The organism is Limnohabitans sp. Jir61 (genome assembly GCF_003063545.1).
Lineage (GTDB): Bacteria > Pseudomonadota > Gammaproteobacteria > Burkholderiales > Burkholderiaceae_C > Limnohabitans.
The window spans coordinates 287470-312405 of record NZ_NESD01000003.1 but is presented as its reverse complement, the minus strand read 5'-3'; the positions used below and the strand labels follow the sequence as shown (position 1 = coordinate 312405).

Sequence of the window (24936 nt, the reverse complement as noted above, 5' to 3'; positions counted from 1 at the left end):
AAGGGGCGTCGTAGACGCCCCTTGAAACCAAGAGTCAAGCCAGTTTACTCAACCGCTTTGACCATGTCCTCCACCACCTTCTTGGCGTCTCCAAACACCATCATGGTTTTGTCCATGTAGAACAGTTCGTTGTCCAAGCCCGCATAGCCTGAAGCCATAGAACGCTTGTTCACGATGACCGTCTTGGCTTTGTAGGCTTCCAAAATAGGCATGCCATAAATCGAGCTGCCTTTTTCTAAAGCAGCAGGGTTCACCACGTCGTTCGCACCCAAGACGATGGCCACATCCACTTGGCCGAATTCGCCGTTGATGTCTTCCATCTCGAACACTTGGTCGTAAGGTACTTCGGCCTCAGCCAACAGCACGTTCATATGACCTGGCATGCGACCCGCCACAGGATGGATGGCGTATTTCACGCTGATGCCTTTGTGCATCAATTTTTCAGCCAATTCATTCACCGCATGTTGCGCACGCGCCACGGCCAAACCGTAGCCGGGAACGATCACAACAGTCTCGGCGTTGGCCAAGATGTAGGCCGCATCATCAGCGCTGCCGCTCTTCACAGGACGTTGCTCTTGTGCGCCAGCCACGGCCGTGACGGCCTCAGCACCAAAGCCACCCAAGATCACGCTGAAGAACGAGCGGTTCATCGCCTTGCACATGATGTAGCTCAGAATCGCGCCCGAGCTACCCACCAACGAGCCTGCGATGATGAGCATGCTGTTGTTGAGCGAGAAACCAATGCCTGCTGCCGCCCAACCTGAATAGCTGTTGAGCATAGACACCACCACAGGCATGTCAGCACCGCCAATCGGGATGATGATGAGCACACCCATCACAAACGACAGGGCAAGCATGGCGAAAAAGGCTGTCCAACTCTCAGTCGCGACAAACATCAAGCCCAAACCGATGGTGACCAAACCCAACACAAGGTTGAGCATGTGTTGACCCGCAAAGCTCACAGGCGTACCTTGGAACAAACGGAACTTGTATTTGCCTGATAGCTTGCCAAATGCAATGACCGAGCCACTGAACGTGATCGCACCAATGGCCGCACCAAGGAACAGCTCTAAGCGGTTGCCTGCAGGAATGGGAAAGCGCTGCATCATCTCTGTGATCACCACGCCGGAAGCCGTTTGCATCTTGGTCACCACTTCTTGTGGTGCAGCCGTGATGCCGAATGCCCAAGGCTCAGCCACGGCGGCTACGCCAATGAACACTGCGGCCAAACCAATCATGCTGTGCATGAAAGCCACTAGCTCTGGCATCTTGGTCATCTCAACGCGTTGCGCCATGATCGTGCCAGCACCGCCGCCGACCACGAGGCCCAGCAACACCCAGCTCATGCCGACACCTGAACCAGATAGCTTGACGATCAAAGCTGCGGTAGTGATGACGGCAATGGTCATACCCGTCATGCCAAACACGTTGCCACGAATCGAGGTGGTGGGATGACTCAAACCTTTGAGCGCCTGAATGAAACACACACTCGCCACCAAATACATCAGGGTGACGAGGTTCATTGAAACAAAGTCCATGTTCATGCTTTGTCTCCTGCTGCTGCTTTAGCAGGCTTGTCTTTTTTCCTGAACATTTCCAACATGCGGCGTGTGACCATGAAGCCACCAAACACGTTCACAGCAGCCAAGGCCACGGCGAGAACTCCCATGGTTTTACCCAAGGTGGTTTCAGTCATCGCAGCAGCCAACATCGCACCCACGATGACGATGGCTGAGATCGCATTGGTCACTGCCATAAGCGGCGTGTGCAAGGCAGGTGTGACGGTCCACACCACGTGGTAGCCCACGTAGATGGCCAGCACAAAAATAATCAAGTTAACGAGGGTTGGGGAGACTGCATCCATGTTTTGATATTCCTCGTTTTTATTTCTTTACCACCGCGCCATCGCGGGTGACTAAGCAAGCGGCCACGATGTCGTCTTCTAGGTCAATGTGCAACGCACCTTCTTTGTTGATGACGAGCTTTAAAAAGTCCAACACATTGCGTGCATACAGTGCGCTGGCATCTGCAGCCACCAAAGCGGGCAAATTGGTCTCGCCCACAATCGTCACGCCGTGTTTGATGACGGTCTTGTTAGCTTCTGTCAGCGGGCAGTTGCCTCCCACGCCATCAACACCTTTGCCAGCAGCGATGTCGATGATGACGGCACCCGGCTTCATGGCCTTGACCATGTCTTCGGTCACCAGCACTGGGGCTGCGCGACCAGGGATGAGTGCTGTGGTGATGACGATGTCAGCCAAGGCCACACGCTTGGCCACTTCCACCTTTTGGCGGTCTAGCCAGCTTTGAGGCATGGGGCGAGCATAGCCACCCACGCCTTCGGCGGCGTCTTTTTCATCTTGGCTCTCAAACGGCACATCGATGAACTTCGCACCCAGTGACTCGACTTGCTCTTTCACGCTGGGACGCACATCGGTGGCTTCAATCACCGCACCTAAACGCTTGGCTGTGGCGATGGCTTGCAAGCCCGCCACGCCCACGCCAAGGATGACCACGCGCGCGGCTTTGACCGTGCCTGCAGCGGTCATCAACATCGGAAAAAAGCGTTGGTACTTATCCGCTGCCAGCATGACTGCCTTGTAGCCAGCGATGTTGGCCTGAGAAGACAACACATCCATGCTTTGTGCACGCGTCGTGCGTGGCGCAGCTTCAAGGGCAAAGCCTGTGGCCCCCGCACTGGCTAAGCGTTGCAAGCCTTGCGCATTGAAGGGCTCCAACATGCCAATGACCGTGCTTCCTGATTGAATGTACGCGACCTCAGCTGCCTCTGGCGCACGCACCTTCAAAACCAAATCACAACGCCAAGCGGATGCGGCATCGACTACCTCAGCGCCGACTGATACGTAGGCCGCGTCAGGCACGCTAGCTGCCACGCCAGCACCCGCCTGCACGCGAACAGTGTGCCCTTGGGACATCAGCTTTTTTGCCGTCTCAGGCGTGACGGCCACACGGGCCTCGCCTGCTGCCACTTCGGCGGGCACGCCAATACAAAGTGATTTTGGATTTTCCATTAGCAAAACCTAGGTGACACGACCAACAATTAAATCAGTCTTAACTTATTAAAGATGTTCAGTATCTCTTCAACTGAGGTAGGGCGTCAATAGCCCATGTGCAAAAGCACATCTAATTCACGACCCAAACAAAGGGGATACCCTTACGCCGACAAGATGACCTGACTCCAAAGCCACAAGGTTGTCGCATGCGTTGCAACCCACAAGACGACGTTGACTGCTTATCGCTAGCATCCATGCGTTGTCATCACACCATGCTGATTGGCCCACACGATCGACGTGAGGTTGATTGCGAGAAGCGACATACCAAAACCCATAGAGTGCACGCGCCATGAAATGCAATTTCACCCCTGGATACAAGAAAAACGCGTTATATCTCGGCGCTGTCGCATGCGTCAGTTTGTCTCACATCGTTCCTGCATTTGCTCAAACTGAGGTTTTGGTTCAAAGTGGCCGACTTGAACAAAAGCAATTTGATGCACCTGCATCGATTTACGCGATAGACGCGCAAGCCATTCGCAACTCTGGTCCACAAGTCAACTTGTCTGATGTTTTAGCGCAAGCACCAGGCGTTGTTGCACTCAACCGCAACAACTACGCGCAAGACGTGCAAATCTCTATTCGAGGATTTGGTGCACGTTCAGCTTTTGGCATGCGCGGCATTCGCCTGATCACCGACGGGATACCGGCGACCATGCCTGATGGCCAAGGTCAAACCTCGACGGTGAGCATGACCTCTGCAGACCGCATGGAGGTACTGACAGGTCCCTTGGCTTTGCTCTATGGCAATGCAGCAGGCGGCGTTATTCAAGCCTTCACGCGTGAAGCCGGCGATACACCTGAAGCGCAAGTGTCTATGTATGCAGGGTCCTTTGGCATGACACGCACAGACTGGCAAATCAGCCAGCGCAGTGGCAACGTCGGTATGGTGGTTGACTACAGCACCTTCGCCATTGAAGGCTATCGCACGAATAGCGACACGCGTCGACAGCAACTAAACAGTGTCATCACAGTTGATGCAAAACCAGACACGCGCTTTAAATTCATCATCAATGTGTTTGATATGCCTTACGCCAAAGATGCATTAGGTTTAAAGGCTGCAGATGTCAGCCAAACACCATCGGCAGCAGGTGCGAACGCAACATCAACAAGAACACGCAAGACCGTGAAACAAGAACAAACCGGCGTTGTTATGGAGCACACCGTAGACAGTGATTTGAAATTACAAGGTCGACTTTACGGTGGCAATCGCACCAACTTGCAATTTCAATCAACAGACAAATGGGTGGGGCTAGATCGTCAATTTGAAGGCATGGGTTTGCAAGCTACCGGCAAAAGCCAAGTCTTCGGCAATCAGCGCATGAATTGGGTTGTTGGTATTGATCTTGACCATGCAGCTGAACTGCGTGAAGGTGGGACTGCCAGTAAAGGCGAGAAAGCCACGACAAACCCCAACAATGCCCGCAATGAACTGAACGAGGCACGCAACCGAGACATATTTGCCCAAGCGAACTGGTCTCTGGGTGAAAAATACACCCTCACCACTGGCGCTCGCCAAAGTAACGTGACATTGAAAAGCACAGATTACTTACCATCAAACCCAGATAACGGAACTGGTTCAGTTGATTACAAAGCGACGAGTCCAGTGATTGGCTTGACTTGGCATGCCCTTGAAAATTTGAACCTCTATGCCAATCACGGAAGAGGATTCGAAACACCAACCATGTCAGAAGCTGCATATGCAGGAAAAGATGCAGCAATATTCAAAGAAAAATTTAACTTCGATTTACTAGCATCGACAAGTAGACATTTGGAGGTCGGCAGCAAATGGCTACCGTCGTCAAGTTCACGTGTCGACGCTGCATGGTTTCACATTGATACGGATAATGAGCTTGTCGCCGCATATGTTTCCCCCAGCGCAAAAACCAGCTATGCCAACGTTGCGAAAACGAAACGAGATGGTTTCGAAGTGGCATTGCGAAATCAGTACACACCTCATTGGCGCAGCCAAGCATCAGCTTCATTTATCAAGGCAACTTATGAAGCAGGGCCATCCAATGGCAACATGATTCCATCCATTCCAAAGCAGCAATTGTTTACATCATTGCAATGGTCTGAGAAAGGCTTTTCGCCTGCTGGACAAAAGCCCGCACTCGGCTTAGAAGCAGGTCTCGATTTAATCAGCCGTTCCAGCATGTGGGCCAACGATGCAAACACAACCACCGCCAGCGACTATGCGCTAGCACCTGGATTTGCTCAATTGAATGCTCGCATTCGTCAGCGTTATCAAATTGGAAATGCTCGCGTAGAAAGTTTCATTGGCGTAGATAACATTACAAATAATGCAAGCATTAGCTCTGTCTTAGTTAATCAATCTACACAGAAGTATTTCGAACCAGGCCTGCCGCGCTCTTGGATGATTGGCTTTTCTAGCCAAATACCGCTGTAATGCACCAGTATTTTTAGCGATCAGCACCTCAACAGCTTATGCAAGCGCCACGCGCATTTGGTCAATCACCGCTTTGTAGTTGGGCTTGCCAAAAATCGCGCTGCCCGCCACAAAGGTGTCTGCACCAGCATCGGCCACTTGGCGGATGTTGTCGGGCTTGATGCCGCCATCTACCTCTAGGCGAATGTCTTTGCCGCTGCGCTCAATCCATTTGCGCGCCATCTCGACTTTGCGCAAGGCTGAGTCAATGAAGCTTTGACCGCCAAAGCCAGGGTTGACGCTCATGATGAGGATGAGATCAATCTCATCAATCGTCCACTCCAACACATCCAGCGACTCGGCGGGGTTGAACACCAAACCGGCTTTCACGCCCTTGCTCTTGATGGCTTGGATGCTGCGATGCACATGGGCGCTCGCGTCTGGGTGAAAGCTAATGTAATCCGCACCTGCTTCGGCAAACGAAGCAGCCAAAGCGTCGACCGGCGAAATCATTAAATGCACGTCAATCGGCACAGCCACGCCAGCTGGCGTTTTGGCGTGTGGCTTCAAGGCTTGGCAAATCATGGGGCCGAACGTGAGGTTGGGCACATAGTGGTTGTCCATCACATCAAAGTGAATCCAATCAGCGCCAGCGGCGATGACGTTTTTCACCTCGTCGCCCAAGCGGGCGAAGTCGGCAGACAAGATGGAGGGGGCGATGTGGAATGGGGTGCGTGGGCTGGTCATGGGGTGATTATTTCACCCCTTCGGCGGGGTTTTCGGCTTAGGCCAAAATCACCCCATGCTGCGTTACAAATTCCAAGTCGAAGTCCACCCGCAATACCTGTCTGAGCAGTCCGACCCAGACGGCGGCTTGTTCATGTTTGCCTACACGATCACCATCACCAACGTGGGCAATATCGCGGCTCAGCTGATCTCACGCACCTGGAATGTGAACGACGCCAACGGCACACACGAAAAGATCAAAGGCCTTGGCGTGGTCGGCCACCAGCCGTTTCTCAAGCCAGGTGAACAGTTTGAATACACCAGCGGCACACGCCTGCGCACGCCCACGGGCACCATGCACGGCAGCTACTTTTGCGTGGCCGAAGACGGTGAGAAGTTTGACGTGGACATCCCCATGTTTGTGCTCGACGCGCTCAGCGATGAGCCCGGCAGCCGCAAGCTGCATTAAGGCCGCACACCATGGGCGAATTTGACTTGATCGAGCGCTACTTCAAGCGCCCCACACACAAAGCCGCACTGGGCGTGGGCGATGACTGCGCCCTGCTGCGCCCGACGCAAGGTATGCAACTCGCTGTGTCCAGTGACATGTTGGTGGAAGGCCGCCACTTTTTAACCACGGTCGACCCAACCCGCTTAGGCCACAAAGCCTTAGCAGTGAACCTGAGCGACTTGGCCGCCGTTGGCGCAGAACCCTTGGCCTTCACCCTTGCCCTGTCGCTGCCGCGCGTGGACGAAACATGGCTGGCTGGTTTTTCCATGGGTTTGTTGCGCTTGGCCGATACCCATGGCTGTGAACTGGTGGGTGGCGACACCACGCAAGGCCCACTGAATATTTGCATCACCGTGTTTGGCGAAGTGCCACCGGGCGATGCACTGCTGCGCCAAAACGCGCAAGTGGGCGACGACATTTACATCAGCGGCACAGTGGGCGATGCTCGCTTGGCGCTCGAAGTATTTCGCGGCACGCACAGCATTTCGGGCGAGGCCTTCGAACAAGCCCGCCTGCGCATGGAGCAACCCACACCGCGCGTCGAACTAGGCACTGCACTTCGCGCCGTGGCCAATGCCGCGATTGATGTGAGCGATGGTTTGCTCGGCGACCTAGGCCACATCCTCAAACGCTCAGGCGTGGGTGCGCAGATCGACACCACATGGCTGCAAGCAGCAGGCCACTTTGGTGATGCACGTTTGCCTGCAGGCGTCACCGCTGTCATGGCTGACTTGCCTTGGAACAAACGCCTAGAGTTTGCGCTGTCAGGTGGCGACGACTACGAGCTGTGCTTCACCGCCCCGGTGAACCAACGCGAGCTGGTGCATGCCGCCGCGTGGGAATCCAACACCCCCGTCACACGCATTGGCCGCATCACGCAAGAGCAGGGCTTAGTCGTGCTTGATCCGCAAGGCCAGCCATTAGCCAAACGCTTTGCGTCGTTTGACCACTTCGCATAAAGCACAAGCCGTATGACTGATTTCACCCCACAGCTCAACCGCAGATTTTTGGTGTCGCACCCTGCGCATTTCATTGCGCTTGGTGCAGGCTCTGGCCTGAGCCGCTTGGCACCGGGCACGGCAGGAACGCTGTGGGCATGGGCCGTGTTTGCCCTCTTGCAAATGTGGCTCAGCCCGTTAGAAATGGGCGTAGTGATTGCCGCATCCACATTGGTCGGCTGGTGGGCATGCACCGTCACTGCGCAGCACATGGGCGTGGCTGATCCCGGCGCGATTGTGTGGGACGAGGTGATTGCGTTTTGGTTGGTGCTGTGGATGATCACGCCCACCACGTTTTGGGGCCAAATGGGTGCGTTTGCGTTGTTTCGTTACTTTGATGCAGCCAAGCCCGGGCCTGTGCGTTGGGCCGATAGCTTGTTCAAAGGCTTTGGGTGGCGTGGGGGCTGGGGCATCATCTTTGATGACTTGGTAGCTGCGTTTTGTACTTTGTTGGTCATCGCCATTTGGAGGTCGCTATGAGTTCACATACATTGACAGAGCAACTGGCCGAAGTGCTGCAACAACACGGTTGGATGCTGGCCACAGCAGAGAGCTGCACAGGCGGCATGATCGCGGCCAGCTGCACCGATTTATCGGGATCGAGTAACTGGTTTGAACGCGGCTTTGTCACCTACTCCAACGAGGCTAAGCACGACATGCTGGGCGTGGACTCGGCCTTGATTGCGGAGCATGGCGCTGTCAGCGAAGCCGTAGCGCAAGCCATGACACTAGGTGCGATGCGCCGCTCACATGCGCAAGTGACATTGGCTGTCACGGGTGTGGCTGGCCCAACAGGCGGTACGGCAGATAAACCCGTTGGCACAGTTTGGTTTGCATGGGCTACGCCCAGTGACGCAGGCCCCACACTTGGCGCAGAAACAGCGTGGGTTAAAACTGAGTTGATGCACTTCAGCGGTGACCGGGCAACGGTACGCGAAGCTGCGGCGCAACATGCGCTGAAAACTTTATTGGATTTACTCGAACAGCACTAAGCCTGTTCACGCAGCACAGCTGCGTGAAAGTGCTCCACCTTTTCTAAGTGGGCAAAGCGGCCGGAAACACCTTACCTACAGCAACACCCAATCGCGCCATGCGGTTACGCATGGTCAACACCGCTTTATCCTTGCTGATGAGTTGGGTTTTATGTTGTGCCGCGAGGTCAATGAACTTTTGGTCGTCCCCGTCTTTGCACACATACAGCGCTTTAACAGCGACAGGCATGAGTTGCGCATGTGCATCAAACTGCGCCAAGATATCCTCAGCAGTGAGCTGACTAAACGCCAAACGTTTGACGATGTGGGTGTATGCCAACACACGCTCTAGCTCGTCACGCATGACTTGCGTGGCTAGCCATTGCACCGACTTTGTTTCAAGCGCCTCAAGCAATACAGGCGTAGCCGCATCTTTGTAAAGCCAGAGGTCGAGCACAATGTTAGTGTCGAGCACCACCCTCACGAGTGCTGCAGTCTCACTCGCAGTCAGCGCCACACTCACGACTGCGCTGGCCTGTTGCCCTCGGTGGGCTGAGCTTCATTGGGCTTGTTGCGCATTGAACCCGCACGCAAGTCAAAGCGAAACATGCGGCATTCAATCGGGCCGTTCCACATGGGCACGCGGCGCGATTCTTTGAATCGCATGCGACTTGGCAACTTGAGGTCAGGCGTCAACATCCATGCGGACCAACCCGCGTAGTTTTTCTTCCAATGGCTGGCGAGCTGGGCAAAGAAATCGCCACCGTCTTCGGTTTGTGCAATGTCACGTGCGCCAAAGCGTGGCACATCATCACGCACCATGCCGCCGCCATAGGCCGCGTCATCAAAACCAGCATCGCCGTTTTGGTTCACATCTTCGTAAGGCGACACATATTCGGCGGGTGGTGAGTAGCGCGCACGCCTTGCTGCACCCGCAATACCAGCAGCTTCGATACGTTCGCCATACGGCGGGTTGACCAGCATCACACCCGGCACTTCGCTGGGGGGCATACGCTGCAAGGCATCGCCGCCGCGCAGCTGCACGGCGTGGGCTACGCCACCGCGCTCGGCATTGCGTTGCGCGAAGTCGACCATACGGAAAGCCACATCGCTGCCGAACACTTCGGCACGAGGCTCGCACTCTTGGGCGCGGGCGTTGTCTAGCAAGCCGTGCCACACATGTTCTTGGTAAGGGATGAGTTTTTGGAAACCAAATTTGCGCATCGAGCCTGGCGCGATGTTGCAGGCGATTTGTGCCGCTTCAATCGCAATGGTGCCGCTACCGCAGCAAGGGTCATACAGCGGCACGCCTTGAGCCACTAAGCCGTCGGGGTTGGCGGCTGTGCCATCGCCTTGGCTCCAACCGCTCGCGGCCAACATGGCAGCAGCGAGGGTTTCTTTTAACGGTGCATCGCCTTTGTCAGCGCGCCAGCCGCGTTTGAACAACGGCTCGCCCGAGGTGTCGATGTAGAGCGTGCAACTCTCGGTGGTCAGGTGCGCGTAGATGCGCGCATCGGGCCATTGCGTATTGACGTCGGGGCGAACGCCAAATTTGTGGCGGAAGCGATCAGCCACTGCGTCTTTGATTTTGAGTGCCGCAAAGTTCAAGCTCTTCAAAGGACTGTGCTGTGCAGTAATTTCAATTTTGAAGGTTTCTTTGGGCGAGAACCACAGCTCCCAAGCCACTTCGCCCGCAGCGCGGTAGAGGTCTTCTTCTTGGCGGTACTGCGTGTGCGATAACTCTACCAACACGCGCTGCGCCAAGCGGCTATGCAGGTTGAGCTGCAACACATCGCGCCACGAGGTACGCACCATCACACCCGCACGAAACGCGCGAATGTCGTCGTCGCCCACGCCAGTGATGCGACGCACTTCCTCGGCCAAATAGGATTCAACGCCTGCCGCACAGGGCAAGAAGAGATGTAATTGATTCATAGGGTTCTTTAAAGCGCTTTGCGCAATGTCGTGGGCGCAATACGCAGCGCCTCACGGTATTTGGCCACGGTGCGGCGTGCGCACTCGATGCCTTGCTCTTTGAGCATTTCGGAAAGCTGATTATCTGACAGCGGCTTTTTGGGGTTCTCGCTCGCCACAAATTGCTTGATGAGCGCGCGCACAGCCGTGCTGGAGGCATTGTTGCCACTATCCGTCTCCAACCCAGAACCAAAGAAATACTTGAGTTCAAATGTGCCGTAGGGCGTGCTCATGTATTTGTTGGTGGTCACACGGCTGATGGTGGACTCGTGTAGTCCCAACTCTTCTGCAATCTCGCGCAGCACCATGGGGCGCATGGCGAGTTCGCCGTGGATAAAGAAGTTTTTCTGGCGCTCGGCAATGGCGTTGCTCACGCGCAAGATGGTGTCAAAGCGTTGCTGAATGTTCTTGATGAACCAACGCGCTTCTTGCAAACGTTGTTGCAAGCCCGCATGCGCTTCGCCTTTGCCTCCCTTTAGGGCATTGGCATAAATGTCGTGCACCCGCAGGCGAGGCATCACATCGGGATTGAGCGCCACCTTGAACTTCGGTGCGGTAGTCGACTTGCCCACACGGGTGACCAACACATCAGGAACCACCACATGGCGCTCGACATCAGCAAAACGGCGACCTGGCTTAGGCTCTAAGCGGCCAATCAAGGCAATCGCCACTTTCACATTAGCCTCACTGTCACCGACCACTACCGCCAAACGTTTGAAGTCCCGCTTGGCCAGCATCTCCATCGGCTGCTTGCACATGCGAATGGCGGTGTCGCGAATCTGTAAAGCTTCTTCGCCTTTGGGTTCCAAGGCTTTGAGTTGCAACGTCAAGCACTCCGCTAAGTCACGCGCACCCACACCCACAGGCTCTAGGCTTTGCAGCAGCGACAAGGCCACTTGGAAGCGATGTTCAAGCTCTTCAATTTGTTCTTCGTCGTCATTGCCCAACCCTTCGGCCAAGCTGCGCAGCGTGTCTTCAAGGTAACCGTCGTCGTTGAGGTTCTCTATGAGGTAACGCAGCGCGGCTGTGTCGGTGGGGCTCAGGCGCAGCGACAACGCTTGGCGATGCAAAAACGAGGTGAGCGACTCTTGCATGCGCGCCAACTCTGTGGCGTCCGCGGTATCGCTGTCTGCGGTGTTGTTGTTATTGCTGGCAGGCGCATCGCCGCCCCATTCGGAGTCGTCGGCAGAAAACTCCACGCTGCCGTCACCATCCCAGCTTTCGGCAATGCCATCTACGCTTGGCTCGGTGTCGCTGGCTGTGTTGTCGACGCTGATTTCAGACATGCCGCCATCGAGTGATGGCACTTCGCGCACGGGTTCAACCTCTTCGTCACGAGCAGGCGCATCGGATTTGTCGAGACCAAACTCTTCGCGAGGTGCTTCTTCAAATTCTTTGTCGAGAAACGGGTTCTCGTCGAGCATTTGCTCAATCTCTTGGCTCAGCTCCAAAGTGGACAGTTGCAACAGTCGGATCGACTGCTGCAACTGGGGCGTGAGCGCCAGATGTTGGGATACGCGAAGTGATAAGCCTTGTTTCATGATCACATTCGGAAGTGTTCGCCGAGATAAACGCGACGCACGTCCGCGTTCTCGATGATTTCGTTTGGTGTGCCTTGTGCGAGGACGCGACCATCGCTGATGATGCAGGCGTGATCACAAATACCCAGAGTCTCACGCACGTTGTGGTCCGTGATGAGCACGCCCATGCCGCGCGCTTTCAAGAAGCCAATGATGCGCTGAATCTCAATCACCGCAATCGGGTCAATGCCAGCAAACGGCTCATCCAACAAAATAAAACGAGGATTGGTGGCCAGTGCACGCGCAATTTCCACGCGGCGACGCTCGCCGCCTGACAAGGCCACCGAGGGAGAAGCGCGCAAATGGTCCACACGCAATTCTTGCAAGAGAGACGTCAATCGTTTTTCGATCTCTTCCGAGCCAAGTGGTTTGCCGTTGTCGTCGCGTTGCAGCTCGAGCACAGCACGCACGTTGTCTTCCACATTGAGCTTGCGAAAAATCGATGCCTCTTGCGGCAAATAGCTCAGCCCCAAACGTGAACGGCGGTGAATGGGGAGATGGGCCACGGGCTGGCCATCAATGGTGATGCTGCCGCCATCGGCGCGCACCAATCCCACAATCATGTAGAACGAGGTGGTTTTACCTGCGCCGTTAGGGCCTAGCAAACCCACCACTTCACCCTTCTTCACCGAGATAGACACGTCATGCACCACCTTGCGGCTGCCATACGACTTTTGCAAATGGCGGGCTTCCAAGCGACTCTCTGTCGTGTGGGTGGTTTGTAGAGGTGATAGCGTTTCGATCACGGCTTATCCAATGCTTTACTGCGTGGGGCCAACACGGCCTTCACACGTCCGCCGCTGGCCTTGCCACCTTCTTCAGTGCGCTGGCCATCGATGCTGAACACATCGGCGAGATTTTCATAAATGATGAGTTTGCCACTCATCGTGTCATTCAACACAGCCCCACGATAGCGACGAACTTCTGCGTGGTCGATCAACTTGACGCGGTCAGCCTTGCCATCAAACTCGATTCGCAGACCCTCTCCTTCCATGAACTCGTCAATGCCTTCTCGCTTTTGCCGAAAGAACGCACGTTTGTTGGGTTCAGGAAAAATAATGCCGTACTGATAGCCATCGATGTCTTCGCGCATTTCAATACGCGCACCGCGCATGACCATCGTGCCACGGGTCAAAACTGCGCGCCCCGTGAAGATGCTGACTTGGTTCAATTCATCGTGCACCAAACTATCGGCTTCGATGTTGGTTGGTTTTTGTCGATCTGCTTTTTCCGCAGACGCCGCTACTGGCGCAATGGCCATGAGTAGTGCGAGCGAGAAAGAAACAAATGAAGTCAAGGCACGGATATTGCTCGTTGAGTTGATGGTATTCTAACCACCAACACAAGCAATTTTCGTGCTGACCCTTAGGCGCTTAGCGGCCGCGGCGAACTTCGCCGATAAGGTAGTCAGCGACCTGCAACGCACGGTCCATGGTTTGGGTTAACGAGCCGTCTGTATAAAAACGTCCAGCCACGCCCAGAGCGGGCACACCCTGTACCTTGAACGCCTCTTGGAGCTGCGTGGCGCGTCGTGCCTTGCTGGCTACACCAAAGCTGTTGAAGGTTTCTGTGAACTTCTTCTCAGGCAGGCCATTTTTATCTGCCCATGCGGCCAATGCTGCGCCCGTATTGAGCTGCTGACGCTCGGTGTGAATGGCGTTGAAGAGCTTGCCGTGCATGGCATCGACCATGTTCAGGGCTTCAAACACGTAGTAAGCGCGTTGCTGTGGCTCAAAGTCATCTCGGAAGCGAACGGGTACGCGCTGGATCACCACATCCTTAGGCGCAGCTTTTTTCCAAGCGGCGAACTGTGGCTCAAAGGCATTGCAGTGTGGGCAGCTGTACCAAAAGAATTCGATCACTTCGATCTTGCCTGCTCCCACATCGGTGGGCACGCGCTTATCCAGTGACAAATAGTCTGTGCCCTCAATAGGCTTTTTGGCCGCCACAGGGCCTTGGGCAATTGCCACCAAAGGCAAGCTTGTAACGGTTGCAGCACTGATGGCGGCCAAAGAAAAATCACGACGTTTCATGCGTTACCTCTATCGGTGTTTAACGTTGCACCCGCACCATGGCGGAATCAATATGAGCGGCCTCTAGCTTAGCGCGGACACGCTCAGCCTCGGCCTTGTCCATCGGCCCCACACGCACGCGGTAAACCGTGCGACCGCCTTGGTCACGCTCGCTGATTTTGGTTTCCAAGCCCAGCATGCCGGTTTTGGCGCGTTGCGCTTCGGCTTCTTCTGTGGTGCGATACGCGCCAGCTTGAACGAAATAAATGAACGGGTCAGCGCTTGCGGGCTTGGTTTCGGCTGTCTTAGGGGCTTCGGCGGGTTTCACCTCTGCGACCTTAGGTTCGGCAGGCTTGGCTTCTGGTTTGGCTTTCGCCTCAGGCTTAGGCTCTGCGGCTTTCACTTTGGCCAAATCGCCCAGTGGGTCTGCGCTTTTGGCGTCTACTTTGGGTAAGGCATCTGGCTTGTGCTCGGGCTGTTTGGACTCAGGCTTTGCATCGGCTTTAGGCTCATCGGCCTTGTCACCCGACTTCGCACCCTTTTTGCCATACAAAGGCGCGTTCGGGTCCCAGTCTTTGTTCTTTTCAGCTTCAGCAGCGTCTGAATCTGCAGAGCGTGAGTTGCCTTTGGTCATGAAAGGAATTGGCATTTTGGTGACGTAAATAGCCACCCCAAGCGCCACAGCCAAGCCCACCACCAAACCGATGATGAAGCCCACCAAAGTGCCGCCGCGTTGCTGATTCATGCTCAAAATCTCCAATTCATTTACATGCTGGCGGGGGCTGACACGCCCAACACCGCCAAGCCATTGTGCAGCACCTGCGCGGTGGCGGCCACCAATGCCAAGCGTGCTTTTTTCACCGCTTCGTCGTCCACCAAGATGCGCTCGGCATCGTAGTAGCTGTGGTAGCTGGCGGCGAGGTCGCGCAAGTAGAAAGTCACATCGTGCGGCGCAAAGTCAGCCGATGCTGCCGTCAGCATCGCTGGGTACTTGGCCAGTTGCAACATGAGGGCTTGCGCTTGGGGGCTTTCGAGCGCAGACAAGTCCACCTCTTTAAGCGAAGCCACATCGCCGCCGTCTTTGTCGGCCCACGCGCGCAGCACAGAGCAAATGCGGGCATGCGCGTATTGCACGTAGTAAACGGGGTTGTCGTTGTTCTTTTGCACGGCCAAGTCCACATCGAAGGTGTACTCAGTGTCGGGCTTGCGAGAAAGCAAGAAGAAACGCACTGCGTCTTTGCTGGTCCACTCAATCAAGTCACGCAGCGTCACGTAGCTACCAGCGCGCTTAGAAATTTTCACCTCTTCGCCACCGCGCATGACGCGCACCATGGTGTGCAACACGTAGTCGGGGTAGCCCTCGGGGATGCCCACATTGGCGGCTTGCAAGCCAGCGCGCACGCGGGCAATCGTGCCGTGGTGGTCAGTGCCTTGAATGTTCACCACCTTGGTAAAGCCACGCTCCCACTTGGTGATGTGGTACGCCACGTCCGGCACAAAGTAGGTGTACGTGCCGTCTGTCTTTTTCATCACACGGTCTTTGTCGTCGCCATAGTCGGTGGACTTGAGCCACAACGCACCGTCTTGTTCGTAGGTTTTGCCCGCAGCTTGCAAACGACTCACCGCATCGGCCACTTTGCCGCTGGTGTAGAGACTGCTTTCCAAGTAGTAGTTGTCGAACTTGACGTCAAAGGCTTTCAAGTCGAGGTCTTGCTCGTGGCGCAGGTAGGCCACGGCGAATTCGCGCATGCCGTCCACATCGTTCACATCGCCGCTGGCGGTGAATTCGCGGTCGTCAGACTTGACGGTTTTGCCGGCCAAGAAATCGGTGGCAATGTCTTGGATGTAGTCGCCGTTGTAAAACGCTTTGCTTTCTGGGTTCTCGGGGTCCACGGGCCAACTGGCATCGCCAGGCTTGATGCCTTGCGCACGGAAATGTGTACTCTTGGCCAAGGTATTGATCTGCACGCCCGCATCGTTGTAATAAAACTCGCGGTAGACGTTAAAGCCTTGCGTGGCAAACAAATTACAAATCGCATCGCCCAGCGCCGCTTGGCGGCCGTGTCCCACGTGTAGCGGGCCGGTGGGGTTGGCAGACACGAACTCGACCAACACGCGTTGGCCGTTGTCGGCTTGGAAACCAAAACAATCTTTGGCAGCCAACACCTCGCGCACGATTTGCTGCTTGGCGGCGGGCTTCAAGCGGATGTTGATGAAGCCGGGGCCTGCAATTTCGATGTCTTGCACCCACTGTTGATACACAGGCGCAGCCAACAATGCGTCGCGCAGCTGTTCGCCGAGCTGACGGGGGTTGAGCTTGAGGGGCTTGGCCAGCTGCATGGCAGCGGTGATGGCATAGTCGCCATGCGCGGCAACCTTAGGAGATTCAAAAGCGGCCTTGTTGCCGGAACCGGGCAACAAACCGTCGAGGGCTTGGCTCAGGGCGGCCAGCAATTCTTGTTTAACTTGGAGCATGGCTAGATTTTACGGGGCGGGCCTTCAATTTAAGGAATGGCCTGATTTTTTGGCATGATCTACCCATGCGCGACGCCCACAACCTCACCCCCATCGACCGTTTTCAATACACCCCCACACTGTCGTGCGTCATGCCCGCTTACAACGAGGGCAAGAACCTCGGCACGCTGGTACCGCAGGTGCTGCACGCGTTGCAAGCGCTGGGCTCTCAGGTGGAGATCGTGCTCATCAACGACGGGAGCCGTGATGACACGGCGCAAGTGATGCAAGCCTTATGCAAAGCGCACCGCGAGGTGGTGGGCATCAACCTCTCGCGTAACTTTGGCAAAGAAGCAGCCCTGACGGCCGGCATTGACGCGGCGCGAGGCGAGGTAGTGGTACTGATGGACTCAGACGGCCAGCACCCCGTGTCGCTGGTGGCGGAGATGGTCAAGCGCTGGCGTGACGGCTCGGACGTGGTGTACGCGATTCGTCGCACGCGCGACGACCAATCTGCGCTGCATGCTGGCCTGACTGGCATGTTTTACAAGCTCATCAACGCTGGCAACCGCGTAAAAATTCCAGCACATGCGGGCGATTTTCGCCTGATGGACCGCCGTGTGGTGGAAGCCTTGAAGCAGCTACCTGAGCGCAACCGATTCATGAAGGGCCTATACGCATGGGTAGGTTTTGCCAGCACTGCGATTGACTACGAACCTCTGCCCCGCGCTGCAGGCGAAAGCAGCTTTGGTTTGCGTGGTTCATTTGCGTTGGCGCTCACAGGTGTGCTGGCCTTCTCCATTGCACCACTGCGTGCCTTGACCATCACGGGCTTGCTACTGGCGACGATGGCCTTGGGCTATGGCGCGTGGGTGGTGGCTGAATATTTCATGTGGGGTATCAATGTGCCGGGCTACGCCACGCTGGTGGTGGGCATGATGTTTTTCAGCGGTATTCAGCTGCTATCGATCGGCGTGCTGGCCGAATACGTGGGCCGCATTTACGAAGAGGTGAAACAGCGCCCCATGTACTTGGTGAGCCAACGTTGGGGCGCAGGCTTGTCATTGACACCCATGAAAACCGTTGCGCCCGAAGTGATCGACAACGACCCACCTACACCCATTTAAGTCATGCGCGCAGGCTTTTGGTTTTTGGTGGTGGGCGGTACAGCAGCTGCTGTGCACATGGCTGTGTTCATGCTGGCCTCAGGCTACATGTGGCCCGAGGTGGCCAATGCAGCAGGCTTTTGCATCGCGTTTGTCGTGAGCTTTGCTGGCCACCGTTTTTTGAGCTTCAGCGATGCAGACACCTCGTTGTGGCAAAGCTTTCGTCGCTTTGGCGCGACGGCGTTGGCTGGCTTTGCTGCCAACGAGCTGATGTTTATTACCCTGCTGCGTGGGCTGAGCTTGCCTGATTGGCTAGCCTTATTTTTTGCTTTGGTCTTTGCATCCGCGCAGACCTTTTTGCTCAGCCGCTTCTGGGCTTTTCGCCGCGCTCGCTGAAGTTGCAGCGCTGACGCCGCGGTACAGCACCCACGAGCTGTCTTTGTAGGCTTCGATGAAGCCCGTATAAGTTTCAGCACGGTAGGCGTTTTGCCAACGTGGGGCCAATACCCACGCATGGTCATTGGTACGCAACTCAGCCAAGCGTTGCATGGGTTGTAACGCTGCGCCAGAGGGCTTGTCAAAGCCGACGCCATCCATCAGTTCGCGTCGCCAATCATCACCCGCCTCGCGTTCTTCTCGCCCCCAGTCTTGGATGACTTCCATAGGGCGTTGGCGTTGCGCGTAGAACATCACGTCATAAGGGTAGTCGTCCACCACAGCTAGGACATCGTCAGGACCCACCTGGCACACCACGGCTTTGGCCACGTCGCGCGTACTGCGCTCGAGGGTGAATACGCCGGCATAGTGGTTGGCAAAACTGGCTACACATACACCGACCAATGACAATGCAGCAAACACCCATGTACCCCATGTGCGCGTTGCCCAATGGCGCTGCCACCACAACGCTGCGAGCGCGGCCAAAGGCGGCATGACGGGCAGCGCATAACCAATGAGCTTAGAGTTTGGAATGGAGAAGAAACCCAAAATGGCAATCACCCAAATCCAGCACAAGGCCACCCAAGCTCCGTTGTCGTCCGATGCTTGTTGGTTCAAGCGTTGACGCAAACGTTGTACGCCATCAGCAGCGACAAAGAAGATCCACGGAAACAACAGCACCGTGATGGCCATGCCATAAAACCACCAAGGCCTCGCGTTGTTAAACGTGGTGGCGGTGTAACGACCAAACTGATGCTTGCCAAACATATAGGCCAACATGTCTGGGTGCTCGCGCGCCGCCAAAACAAACCATGGCAAGGTCACGGCGACAAACAAGAGCAAGCCACTCACCCACGGCAGGGCCAAAATTTTGCGCCACTGCCATGTGTAGGCAATCCACAAAAACAGCACCAAGCCTGGCAACAACAAGCCAATCAAACCTTTGCTCAACACGCCAAAAGCACAGGCCACAAAGCCTGCACGCGCCCAGTTGTGATGTATGTCACCTTCATGCATGAAAGCGCGAGCAAAACACCAAATAGCGACGCCCATCCATGTGGCCACCATCATGTCCGTGTTCACATATTGGCCTGCGACCAAAAACGTCATGCTCGTGCCCAGCACCCAGCCTGCGCGACGTGCCACATCCGCACCTGCAAAGTGACGTACACATGCCACCATGAGGCCAAGCATCAAACACGCATGCAAAGCCACCACCAAGCGTGCTGCCCAAGGGGTTGCGCCAAACACAGCCATAGAAGCTGCTTCAAACCAATAGAGCAAAGGTGGTTTATGAAAGAACGGAATGCCATCCACGCGTGGCGTGAGCCAATCGCCACTGATCAGCATCCAACGACCCACTTCGGCATAACGGCCCTCATCTGGAATGGATAACGGACGCACGCTGGCAAGCACAAGCAGCAAAACTGGCAAGAGCCAAATGCCCCAAGTGCGCCAGCGGGGAGAAGAAAAAAATGAAGGTGTCATGCGTATCAATTAATTTCGGTCATGGTTTTGCCGCTTCCGCGCACCAAGCGCACGCCCGCGTCAAACATGTGCTGCACAAAATCGTGGCCAGCCAAGTAAGCAAATTCTCGTTTGCGTGCAGCACCAATCGCATCGTCCGCCTGGGCCGATACGGCGGGGTGGCACATGATGAGCGTGGGTTTTTCATCGCGCGCACTAGCAAGCCAACTTTGCATGTGACGGGCGTAATCATCCATGCTGCCATCAAAACCATACGCGCCGAGCAAGGGCCAGACACAAGGCCAGTCATACGCTTGCGCCCATTGCTGCAAGGCTTTTGAGCCCATGGCAGAAATGACTTTGGCTTTGAGACCGGGCTGTGCCACTTGCGACACGCGCAGCCACGGACGCTGCGCAATGTCACCATAACGGCGCATCAACACTTCAGCCAGCGCATGGCGAAAGACCGCAAACTGCTGCACATGCTGATGACCATCGATGTGATCTGGCGCTGCTTGCCAGTGCGCTTCAAACGCATCAAGCTGTCGCTCGATTTCATCTTCAATGTGCTTTTGGTTGTACAGACGCAAGGCAGCGCGCACCATGACTGCACCTAAACCACTGCCATGCCCTGAGTCGATGGCAAAGCGACTGGTCCAGTCAAGATGCAAACCTACATCCATACGTTCGCGCACATCACGCAAAGCCGGCGCATCTTCCGCCCATCGAGGCGACAAACTCATCACACTGGTCGCACTCAAACGACCCAAGACGGCCAAGGCCACAATGCCTTGCGATACGGGAGCATTCAACGCGTAATCGTCGGCACACAAAACGACTTCCTTGATTTGGTGCAATGTCATGCCGCAGCACTCCAGTAGTTGGCATGGCCGTAATGGTCTTTGAGAAAGTCAATCCACAAGCGCAAGCGTAAAGGCAAATGTTTGCGTTGCGAGAAGACGGCATAAATACCGTTGGGCGGCGCAGCAAACTCCTCCAACACGGGCACCAGCTTGCCGCTGTTGATTTCTGTTTCGACTTCCCATGTGCTGCGCCATGCAATGCCATAACCCGCCAAACACCAATCGTGCAGTACTTGGCCATCCGAACAGTCCATGGGTCCACTAGGGCGCAAATGGATCACCTCATGGTCTTTACCGGTGACGGATACACGAAACGCCCAACCACGTGTTTGTGATGCATCGCTGGAAAGCGTCAAGCACTTGAAGCGCATCAAGTCACTCGGCACTTTAGGTGTTCCGTAGCGCTTCAAAAATTCAGGCGTGGCCACGCACAAACGGCGGTTGTCTGCCATGCGCACGCTGACCAAGGAAGAGTCGGGCAAGTCGCCCACGCGCACAGCACAATCAAAGCCTTCAGCGGCTAGATCGACCACGCGGTCACTCAAGTTGAGCGACACCGTCACATCGGGATGCATGCTATGAAACTTGGGCACGAGCGGTGCCACATGGCGACGTCCAAAACCGGCAGGCGCAGTGATGCGCAAATGCCCGCTGGCTTTGAGGCCGCCCGCACTGACGCTCGCTTCTGCATTGGCCACTTCAGCCAGCAAGCGTTGACAGTCTTCAAGGAATGCCGTGCCTTCGTGTGTGAGTGTGATGCGACGCGTGGTACGCACCAAGAGCTTGACGCCCAAGTGCGACTCCAAGCTGTCTAAGCGTCGCCCCATGATCGCGGGTGCCACGCCCTCAGCTTTGGCTGCAGCGGTCAAGCTGCCTTTCAAGGCCACCGACACAAAAGACTCAAAGGCTTTGAGTTTGTCCATGCGTGAATTATCCACGGACGCCCAAAAGCGTCCTCAACCTAAAATCAACCGTATGAACACCCCCGCACCTACGCATCGCCCCAGCCGAATCACACGAGCCGTTGCGCTTCTTGAGTACCTTGCGCCAGCGTGGTTTGCCATGGTCATGGGGTGGTGTGGTTTGTCGCAGGCATGGCTGCGTGCCATCGATATTTTTGGTGACAGCGCATTGGGCTTGGGGCTAGTCGCAGCGATCTTTGCACAAGTGATTTTTGTATTGCTGTGCTTGGCGTGCATCGTGCGCTTACAAGCGCACCCCAATGCGGTGGCAGCTGACATGCGCCACCCTGTGCGCCACGCCTTCATGGCCACCTTGCCTATTTCTATTTTGTTGCTAGCCAGCTTAGGCATCAATTTGTTTTGGGGCACCGATCGCACGCTGGACACAGCGCTGACGTTTCTGTGGTGCGTGGGCTCCATCTTAGAAATTGCTGCCACGGTTTGGGTCATCGAGCGCTGGCTCAATAAAGCTGAAAACGGTGGCCTGCAGTGGGCCACTTTCACACCTGTGTTTTTCATTCCCGTGGTGGGCAACGTGCTCGCACCTTTGGGTGGCGTGAGCATTGGTCTAGAAACATGGGCGACCGCCCAGTTCGGCGTGGGCATGTTTTTATGGATGGTGCTGCAAACCTTGATGTTTGTTCGCTTGGCACAAGCCGGCCCCTTGCCAGCGCGTTTGGCGCCTAGCTGGTTCATCACCATGGTGCCTCCATCCATTGGCGGCTTGAGCTTGTTGCAGCTCGATGCGCCTTTGACCATGGTGTGGATGATGTGGGGCATCGGCGCTTTCTTCTTGTTGCTGGCCATGTCACAAATTGCCACCATTCGTGAGCAACCCTTCAGCATGGCCAACTGGGGCATGAGCTTCCCGCTGGCAGCATTCACCTCACTCAGCTTGCGCATGTCACATGCCCCAGGTGGCGCTTGGCTTCAACTGCCTGCCACCTTGCTGCTGGCTATCACCTCGTTACTGATACTGGGCTTGACCCTCAGCACTTGGCGAGGTTTGCGTCATGGCCACTTGTTGGTCGCTGAAAAATAAATTGTTCTTTCACCAACGATTACCACCCTATTTGTCACGACAGCCCAAAAGCTAGCGATGCAATACAAGCCACGCAATCCAATAAGATTCGTCCTGATTTCCCCTTTTTGATTTATCCAGAGAGACCTCACCATGAGCCAAGACACCACGAAACGCACACAAGTGCGCAGCTTGCAAGTTGCCACCAATTTGTACAAATTCATCGAGACCAAAGTGTTGCCCAACACCGGCGTGAACAGCGATAAATTCTGGAAGGGTTTTGACGCCATCGTGCAAGACTTGGCACCCAAGAACATCGCCTTGTTGGCAGAGCGTGACCGCCTGCAAACTGAAATGGATGCATGGCACAGCGCCAATCCAGGCCCCATCAAGAACATGAAGGGCTACCGCAAGTTCTTAGAAAAAATTGGCTATCTCGTGCCACAACCCGAGAAAGTCAAAGCCACCACCAAAAACGTCGATGCTGAATTGGCTTTGCAAGCTGGCCCACAACTGGTGGTGCCCGTGCTCAATGCACGTTATGCCTTGAACGCCGCTAACGCACGTTGGGGCTCTTTGTATGACGCGTTGTATGGCACAGACGCCATTTCAGAAAAAGGCGGCGCAGAAAAAACTGCTGGCTACAACCCAAAGCGCGGCGCCAAGGTCATCGCCTATGCGCGCCACGTGCTCGATCGCACCGTGCCATTGAAAAGCGGTTCGCACATCGACTCCACTGGCTACGCCGTGGTGAATGGTGAATTGGTCGTCACGCTCAAAGGCGGTAAAACGACTAAATTGGCCAAAGCCGCTCAGTTTGTTGGCTTCCAAGGCAAGATGGCTGAGCCATCGTCTGTGCTGTTTGTGCACAACGGTTTGCACCTCGACTTGCAAATCAACCACAACACCCCAATCGGCGCCACCGACCCAGCGGGCGTGAGCGACCTGATTGTGGAAGCCGCGTTGTCCACCATCCTCGACTTGGAAGACTCCGTGGCCGTGGTAGACGCAGACGACAAAGTACTGGCATACAGCAACTGGTTGGGCATCGTCAAAGGCACTTTGACCGAGACGGTTGAAAAAGGCGGCAAAACCTTCACACGTGGCTTGAATGCAGACCGCGAATACAAAGGCAAAGACGGCCAGCCCGTCAAATTACATGGCCGTTCATTGCTGTTCCTTCGCAACGTGGGCCACTTGATGACCAATCCCGCCATTCTTTACAAGGGTAAAGACGGTGCGATGCACGAAATTCCAGAAGGCATCATGGACGCGGTCATCACCACGACCATCGCTTTGCACGACCTGCAAGGCCACGGCAAAAAAGGCATTCGCAACTCACGCACAGGCTCTGTCTACATCGTCAAACCCAAAATGCACGGCCCCACCGAAGTGGCGTTTGCCTGCGAGTTGTTTGGCCGCGTCGAGAAGGTTTTGGGCTTGGCTGACAGCACCGTCAAGCTTGGCATCATGGACGAAGAGCGCCGCACCAGCGTGAACTTGAAAGCCTGTATCGCAGCAGCGGCTAGCCGCGTGGCGTTCATCAACACTGGCTTCTTGGACCGCACTGGCGATGAAATGCACACCGCCATGCAAGCAGGCCCCATGTTGCGCAAAGGCGATATGAAGACCAGCGCATGGATTCAAGCCTACGAAAAAAACAACGTGTTGGCAGGCTTGTCATGCGGCTTGCGCGGCAAGGCACAAATCGGCAAAGGCATGTGGGCCATGCCCGATTTGATGGCCGAGATGTTGAAGCAAAAAATTGGTCACCCCAAAGCAGGTGCTAACACCGCATGGGTACCAAGCCCCACCGCGGCTGTGTTGCACGCCATGCACTACCACCAAGTCAAAGTGGTGGACGTACAAAAAGAGTTGGAAAAGGTCAACTACGCCAAGGTGCGCGACAGCCTCTTGAACGACTTGCTACAAGTACCCGTGACCGCTAAGCCCAACTGGAAGCCTGCCGAGAAGCAACAAGAGTTGGACAACAACGTGCAAGGCATTTTGGGCTACGTCGTGCGTTGGGTTGACCAAGGTGTGGGCTGCTCGAAAGTGCCAGACATCCACAACGTCGGCCTGATGGAAGACCGCGCAACCCTGCGCATTTCTAGTCAACACATCGCCAACTGGTTGCACCATGGCGTGGTGACACCTGCTGAAGTCAAAGCCACGTTCAAGCGCATGGCCTCAGTGGTGGATAAGCAAAACGCGGGCGATAAGCTGTACCAAAAAATGGCTGGTCGCTTCGCCAAGGCTCCTGCTTACCAAGCTGCCCTCGACTTGGTGTTCAAAGGCAAAGAGCAGCCTAGCGGCTATACCGAGCCCTTGCTGCACGCGTGGCGTTTGAAGGTGAAGGCCGGCACGGTTTAATCACAACTAAACAGCTGTCAACA

The 24936-nt window shown here is 55.5% G+C and carries 24 protein-coding genes; 9 read left to right on the top strand and 15 right to left on the bottom strand.

The features are described from left to right. Positions 1-44: 44 nt before the first annotated feature. From B9Z35_RS11340 to B9Z35_RS11330, 3 genes are read right to left on the bottom strand one after another with little or no spacing between them, the layout of a single operon-like run. Positions 45-1544 (bottom strand): NAD(P)(+) transhydrogenase (Re/Si-specific) subunit beta, encoded by a 1500-nt coding sequence (locus tag B9Z35_RS11340; protein WP_108283801.1) that lies wholly within the window; start codon positions 1542-1544, stop codon positions 45-47. Then, entirely contained in the window at positions 1541-1864 is a 324-nt protein-coding gene (locus tag B9Z35_RS11335) for an NAD(P) transhydrogenase subunit alpha (protein ID WP_108283800.1), read from the bottom strand. The genes B9Z35_RS11340 and B9Z35_RS11335 overlap by 4 nt, the downstream gene beginning before the upstream one ends. A gap of 19 nt (positions 1865-1883) precedes the next feature. Further along, on the bottom strand, positions 1884-3032 hold the full coding sequence (locus B9Z35_RS11330; RefSeq protein WP_108283799.1) for a Re/Si-specific NAD(P)(+) transhydrogenase subunit alpha: 1149 nt from the start codon (positions 3030-3032) through the stop codon (positions 1884-1886). A gap of 331 nt (positions 3033-3363) precedes the next feature. Between B9Z35_RS11330 and B9Z35_RS11325 the strand changes: the two genes are divergently transcribed. Continuing rightward, positions 3364-5481, top strand: coding sequence for a TonB-dependent receptor (locus B9Z35_RS11325; protein ID WP_108283798.1), 2118 nt, complete (start codon positions 3364-3366; stop codon positions 5479-5481). 36 nt (positions 5482-5517) lie between these two features. Here B9Z35_RS11325 and rpe read toward each other — a convergent pair whose 3' ends face one another. Beyond that, positions 5518-6207, bottom strand: coding sequence for a ribulose-phosphate 3-epimerase (gene rpe / locus B9Z35_RS11320; RefSeq protein ID WP_108283797.1), 690 nt, complete (start codon positions 6205-6207; stop codon positions 5518-5520). A 55-nt stretch (positions 6208-6262) separates the two neighbouring features. Between rpe and apaG the strand changes: the two genes are divergently transcribed. The 4 genes from apaG to B9Z35_RS11300 are packed head-to-tail and all read left to right on the top strand — an operon-like array spanning position 6263 to position 8687. Next, entirely contained in the window at positions 6263-6655 is a 393-nt protein-coding gene (apaG, locus tag B9Z35_RS11315) for a Co2+/Mg2+ efflux protein ApaG (protein WP_108283796.1), read from the top strand. 11 nt (positions 6656-6666) lie between these two features. Then, positions 6667-7656: a thiamine-phosphate kinase gene (gene thiL, locus B9Z35_RS11310; RefSeq protein ID WP_108283795.1), complete on the top strand. Its 990-nt coding sequence runs from the start codon at positions 6667-6669 to the stop codon at positions 7654-7656. Positions 7657-7668: 12 nt separating this feature from the next. Further along, positions 7669-8175, top strand: a complete 507-nt coding sequence (locus tag B9Z35_RS11305; RefSeq protein ID WP_108283794.1) for a phosphatidylglycerophosphatase A — start codon at positions 7669-7671, stop codon at positions 8173-8175. Next, positions 8172-8687: a CinA family protein gene (locus B9Z35_RS11300; RefSeq protein ID WP_108283793.1), complete on the top strand. Its 516-nt coding sequence runs from the start codon at positions 8172-8174 to the stop codon at positions 8685-8687. The genes B9Z35_RS11305 and B9Z35_RS11300 overlap by 4 nt, the downstream gene beginning before the upstream one ends. 43 nt (positions 8688-8730) lie before the next feature. Here the strand turns inward: B9Z35_RS11300 and B9Z35_RS11295 are convergent, their stop codons facing one another. The 8 genes from B9Z35_RS11295 to argS form a co-directional block, all read right to left on the bottom strand. Then, complete coding sequence (locus B9Z35_RS11295; protein WP_233246559.1) at positions 8731-9141, bottom strand: putative toxin-antitoxin system toxin component, PIN family; 411 nt, start codon at positions 9139-9141, stop codon at positions 8731-8733. A 44-nt stretch (positions 9142-9185) separates the two neighbouring features. Then, the gene (locus tag B9Z35_RS11290; RefSeq protein WP_108283792.1) at positions 9186-10601 is read right to left on the bottom strand and encodes a class I SAM-dependent RNA methyltransferase; all 1416 of its coding nucleotides are present in this window, start codon (positions 10599-10601) and stop codon (positions 9186-9188) included. An 8-nt stretch (positions 10602-10609) separates the two neighbouring features. Beyond that, positions 10610-12181 carry an RNA polymerase factor sigma-54 gene (locus B9Z35_RS11285; protein WP_108283791.1) on the bottom strand — a complete coding sequence of 524 codons (1572 nt, stop codon included), beginning with the start codon at positions 12179-12181 and terminating at the stop codon, positions 10610-10612. Positions 12182-12183: 2 nt separating this feature from the next. After that, the gene (lptB, locus tag B9Z35_RS11280; protein ID WP_108283790.1) at positions 12184-12966 is read right to left on the bottom strand and encodes an LPS export ABC transporter ATP-binding protein; all 783 of its coding nucleotides are present in this window, start codon (positions 12964-12966) and stop codon (positions 12184-12186) included. After that, complete coding sequence (gene lptA / locus B9Z35_RS11275; RefSeq protein ID WP_370444127.1) at positions 12963-13517, bottom strand: lipopolysaccharide transport periplasmic protein LptA; 555 nt, start codon at positions 13515-13517, stop codon at positions 12963-12965. The genes lptB and lptA overlap by 4 nt, the downstream gene beginning before the upstream one ends. 76 nt (positions 13518-13593) lie before the next feature. Further along, positions 13594-14253: a thiol:disulfide interchange protein DsbA/DsbL gene (locus B9Z35_RS11270; protein WP_108283788.1), complete on the bottom strand. Its 660-nt coding sequence runs from the start codon at positions 14251-14253 to the stop codon at positions 13594-13596. A 19-nt stretch (positions 14254-14272) separates the two neighbouring features. Further along, on the bottom strand, positions 14273-14977 hold the full coding sequence (locus tag B9Z35_RS11265) for an SPOR domain-containing protein (RefSeq protein ID WP_108283787.1): 705 nt from the start codon (positions 14975-14977) through the stop codon (positions 14273-14275). 20 nt (positions 14978-14997) lie between these two features. Then, a complete protein-coding gene (argS, locus tag B9Z35_RS11260) occupies positions 14998-16707 on the bottom strand; it encodes an arginine--tRNA ligase (RefSeq protein WP_108283786.1) in 1710 nt (569 codons plus the stop codon). 65 nt (positions 16708-16772) lie between these two features. On the opposite strand from argS, the gene B9Z35_RS11255 reads away from it, so the two are divergent. Together B9Z35_RS11255 and B9Z35_RS11250 are read left to right on the top strand one after the other, a co-directional pair. Continuing rightward, complete coding sequence (locus B9Z35_RS11255) at positions 16773-17813, top strand: glycosyltransferase family 2 protein (protein WP_108283785.1); 1041 nt, start codon at positions 16773-16775, stop codon at positions 17811-17813. A gap of 3 nt (positions 17814-17816) precedes the next feature. Continuing rightward, positions 17817-18188: a GtrA family protein gene (locus B9Z35_RS11250; RefSeq protein WP_108283784.1), complete on the top strand. Its 372-nt coding sequence runs from the start codon at positions 17817-17819 to the stop codon at positions 18186-18188. Here the strand turns inward: B9Z35_RS11250 and B9Z35_RS11245 are convergent. Genes B9Z35_RS11245 through B9Z35_RS11235 form a run of 3 tightly spaced genes read right to left on the bottom strand, consistent with a single transcriptional unit; the run spans position 18111 to position 21480 of the window. Then, a complete protein-coding gene (locus tag B9Z35_RS11245) occupies positions 18111-19715 on the bottom strand; it encodes a glycosyltransferase family 39 protein (protein WP_108283783.1) in 1605 nt (534 codons plus the stop codon). The genes B9Z35_RS11250 and B9Z35_RS11245 overlap by 78 nt on opposite strands. Before the next feature lie 5 nt (positions 19716-19720). Next, positions 19721-20557: a ChbG/HpnK family deacetylase gene (locus B9Z35_RS11240; protein WP_108283782.1), complete on the bottom strand. Its 837-nt coding sequence runs from the start codon at positions 20555-20557 to the stop codon at positions 19721-19723. Further along, positions 20554-21480: a LysR family transcriptional regulator gene (locus B9Z35_RS11235; protein WP_108283781.1), complete on the bottom strand. Its 927-nt coding sequence runs from the start codon at positions 21478-21480 to the stop codon at positions 20554-20556. The genes B9Z35_RS11240 and B9Z35_RS11235 overlap by 4 nt, the downstream gene beginning before the upstream one ends. A gap of 52 nt (positions 21481-21532) precedes the next feature. Here B9Z35_RS11235 and B9Z35_RS11230 point away from each other — a divergent pair, with 52 nt between their 5' ends. Both B9Z35_RS11230 and B9Z35_RS11225 read left to right on the top strand, forming a co-directional pair. Beyond that, the gene (locus B9Z35_RS11230) at positions 21533-22561 is read left to right on the top strand and encodes an SLAC1 anion channel family protein (protein WP_158268146.1); all 1029 of its coding nucleotides are present in this window, start codon (positions 21533-21535) and stop codon (positions 22559-22561) included. 132 nt (positions 22562-22693) lie between these two features. Beyond that, on the top strand, positions 22694-24913 hold the full coding sequence (locus B9Z35_RS11225; protein ID WP_108283779.1) for a malate synthase G: 2220 nt from the start codon (positions 22694-22696) through the stop codon (positions 24911-24913). The last annotated feature ends 23 nt before the right edge of the window (positions 24914-24936 follow it).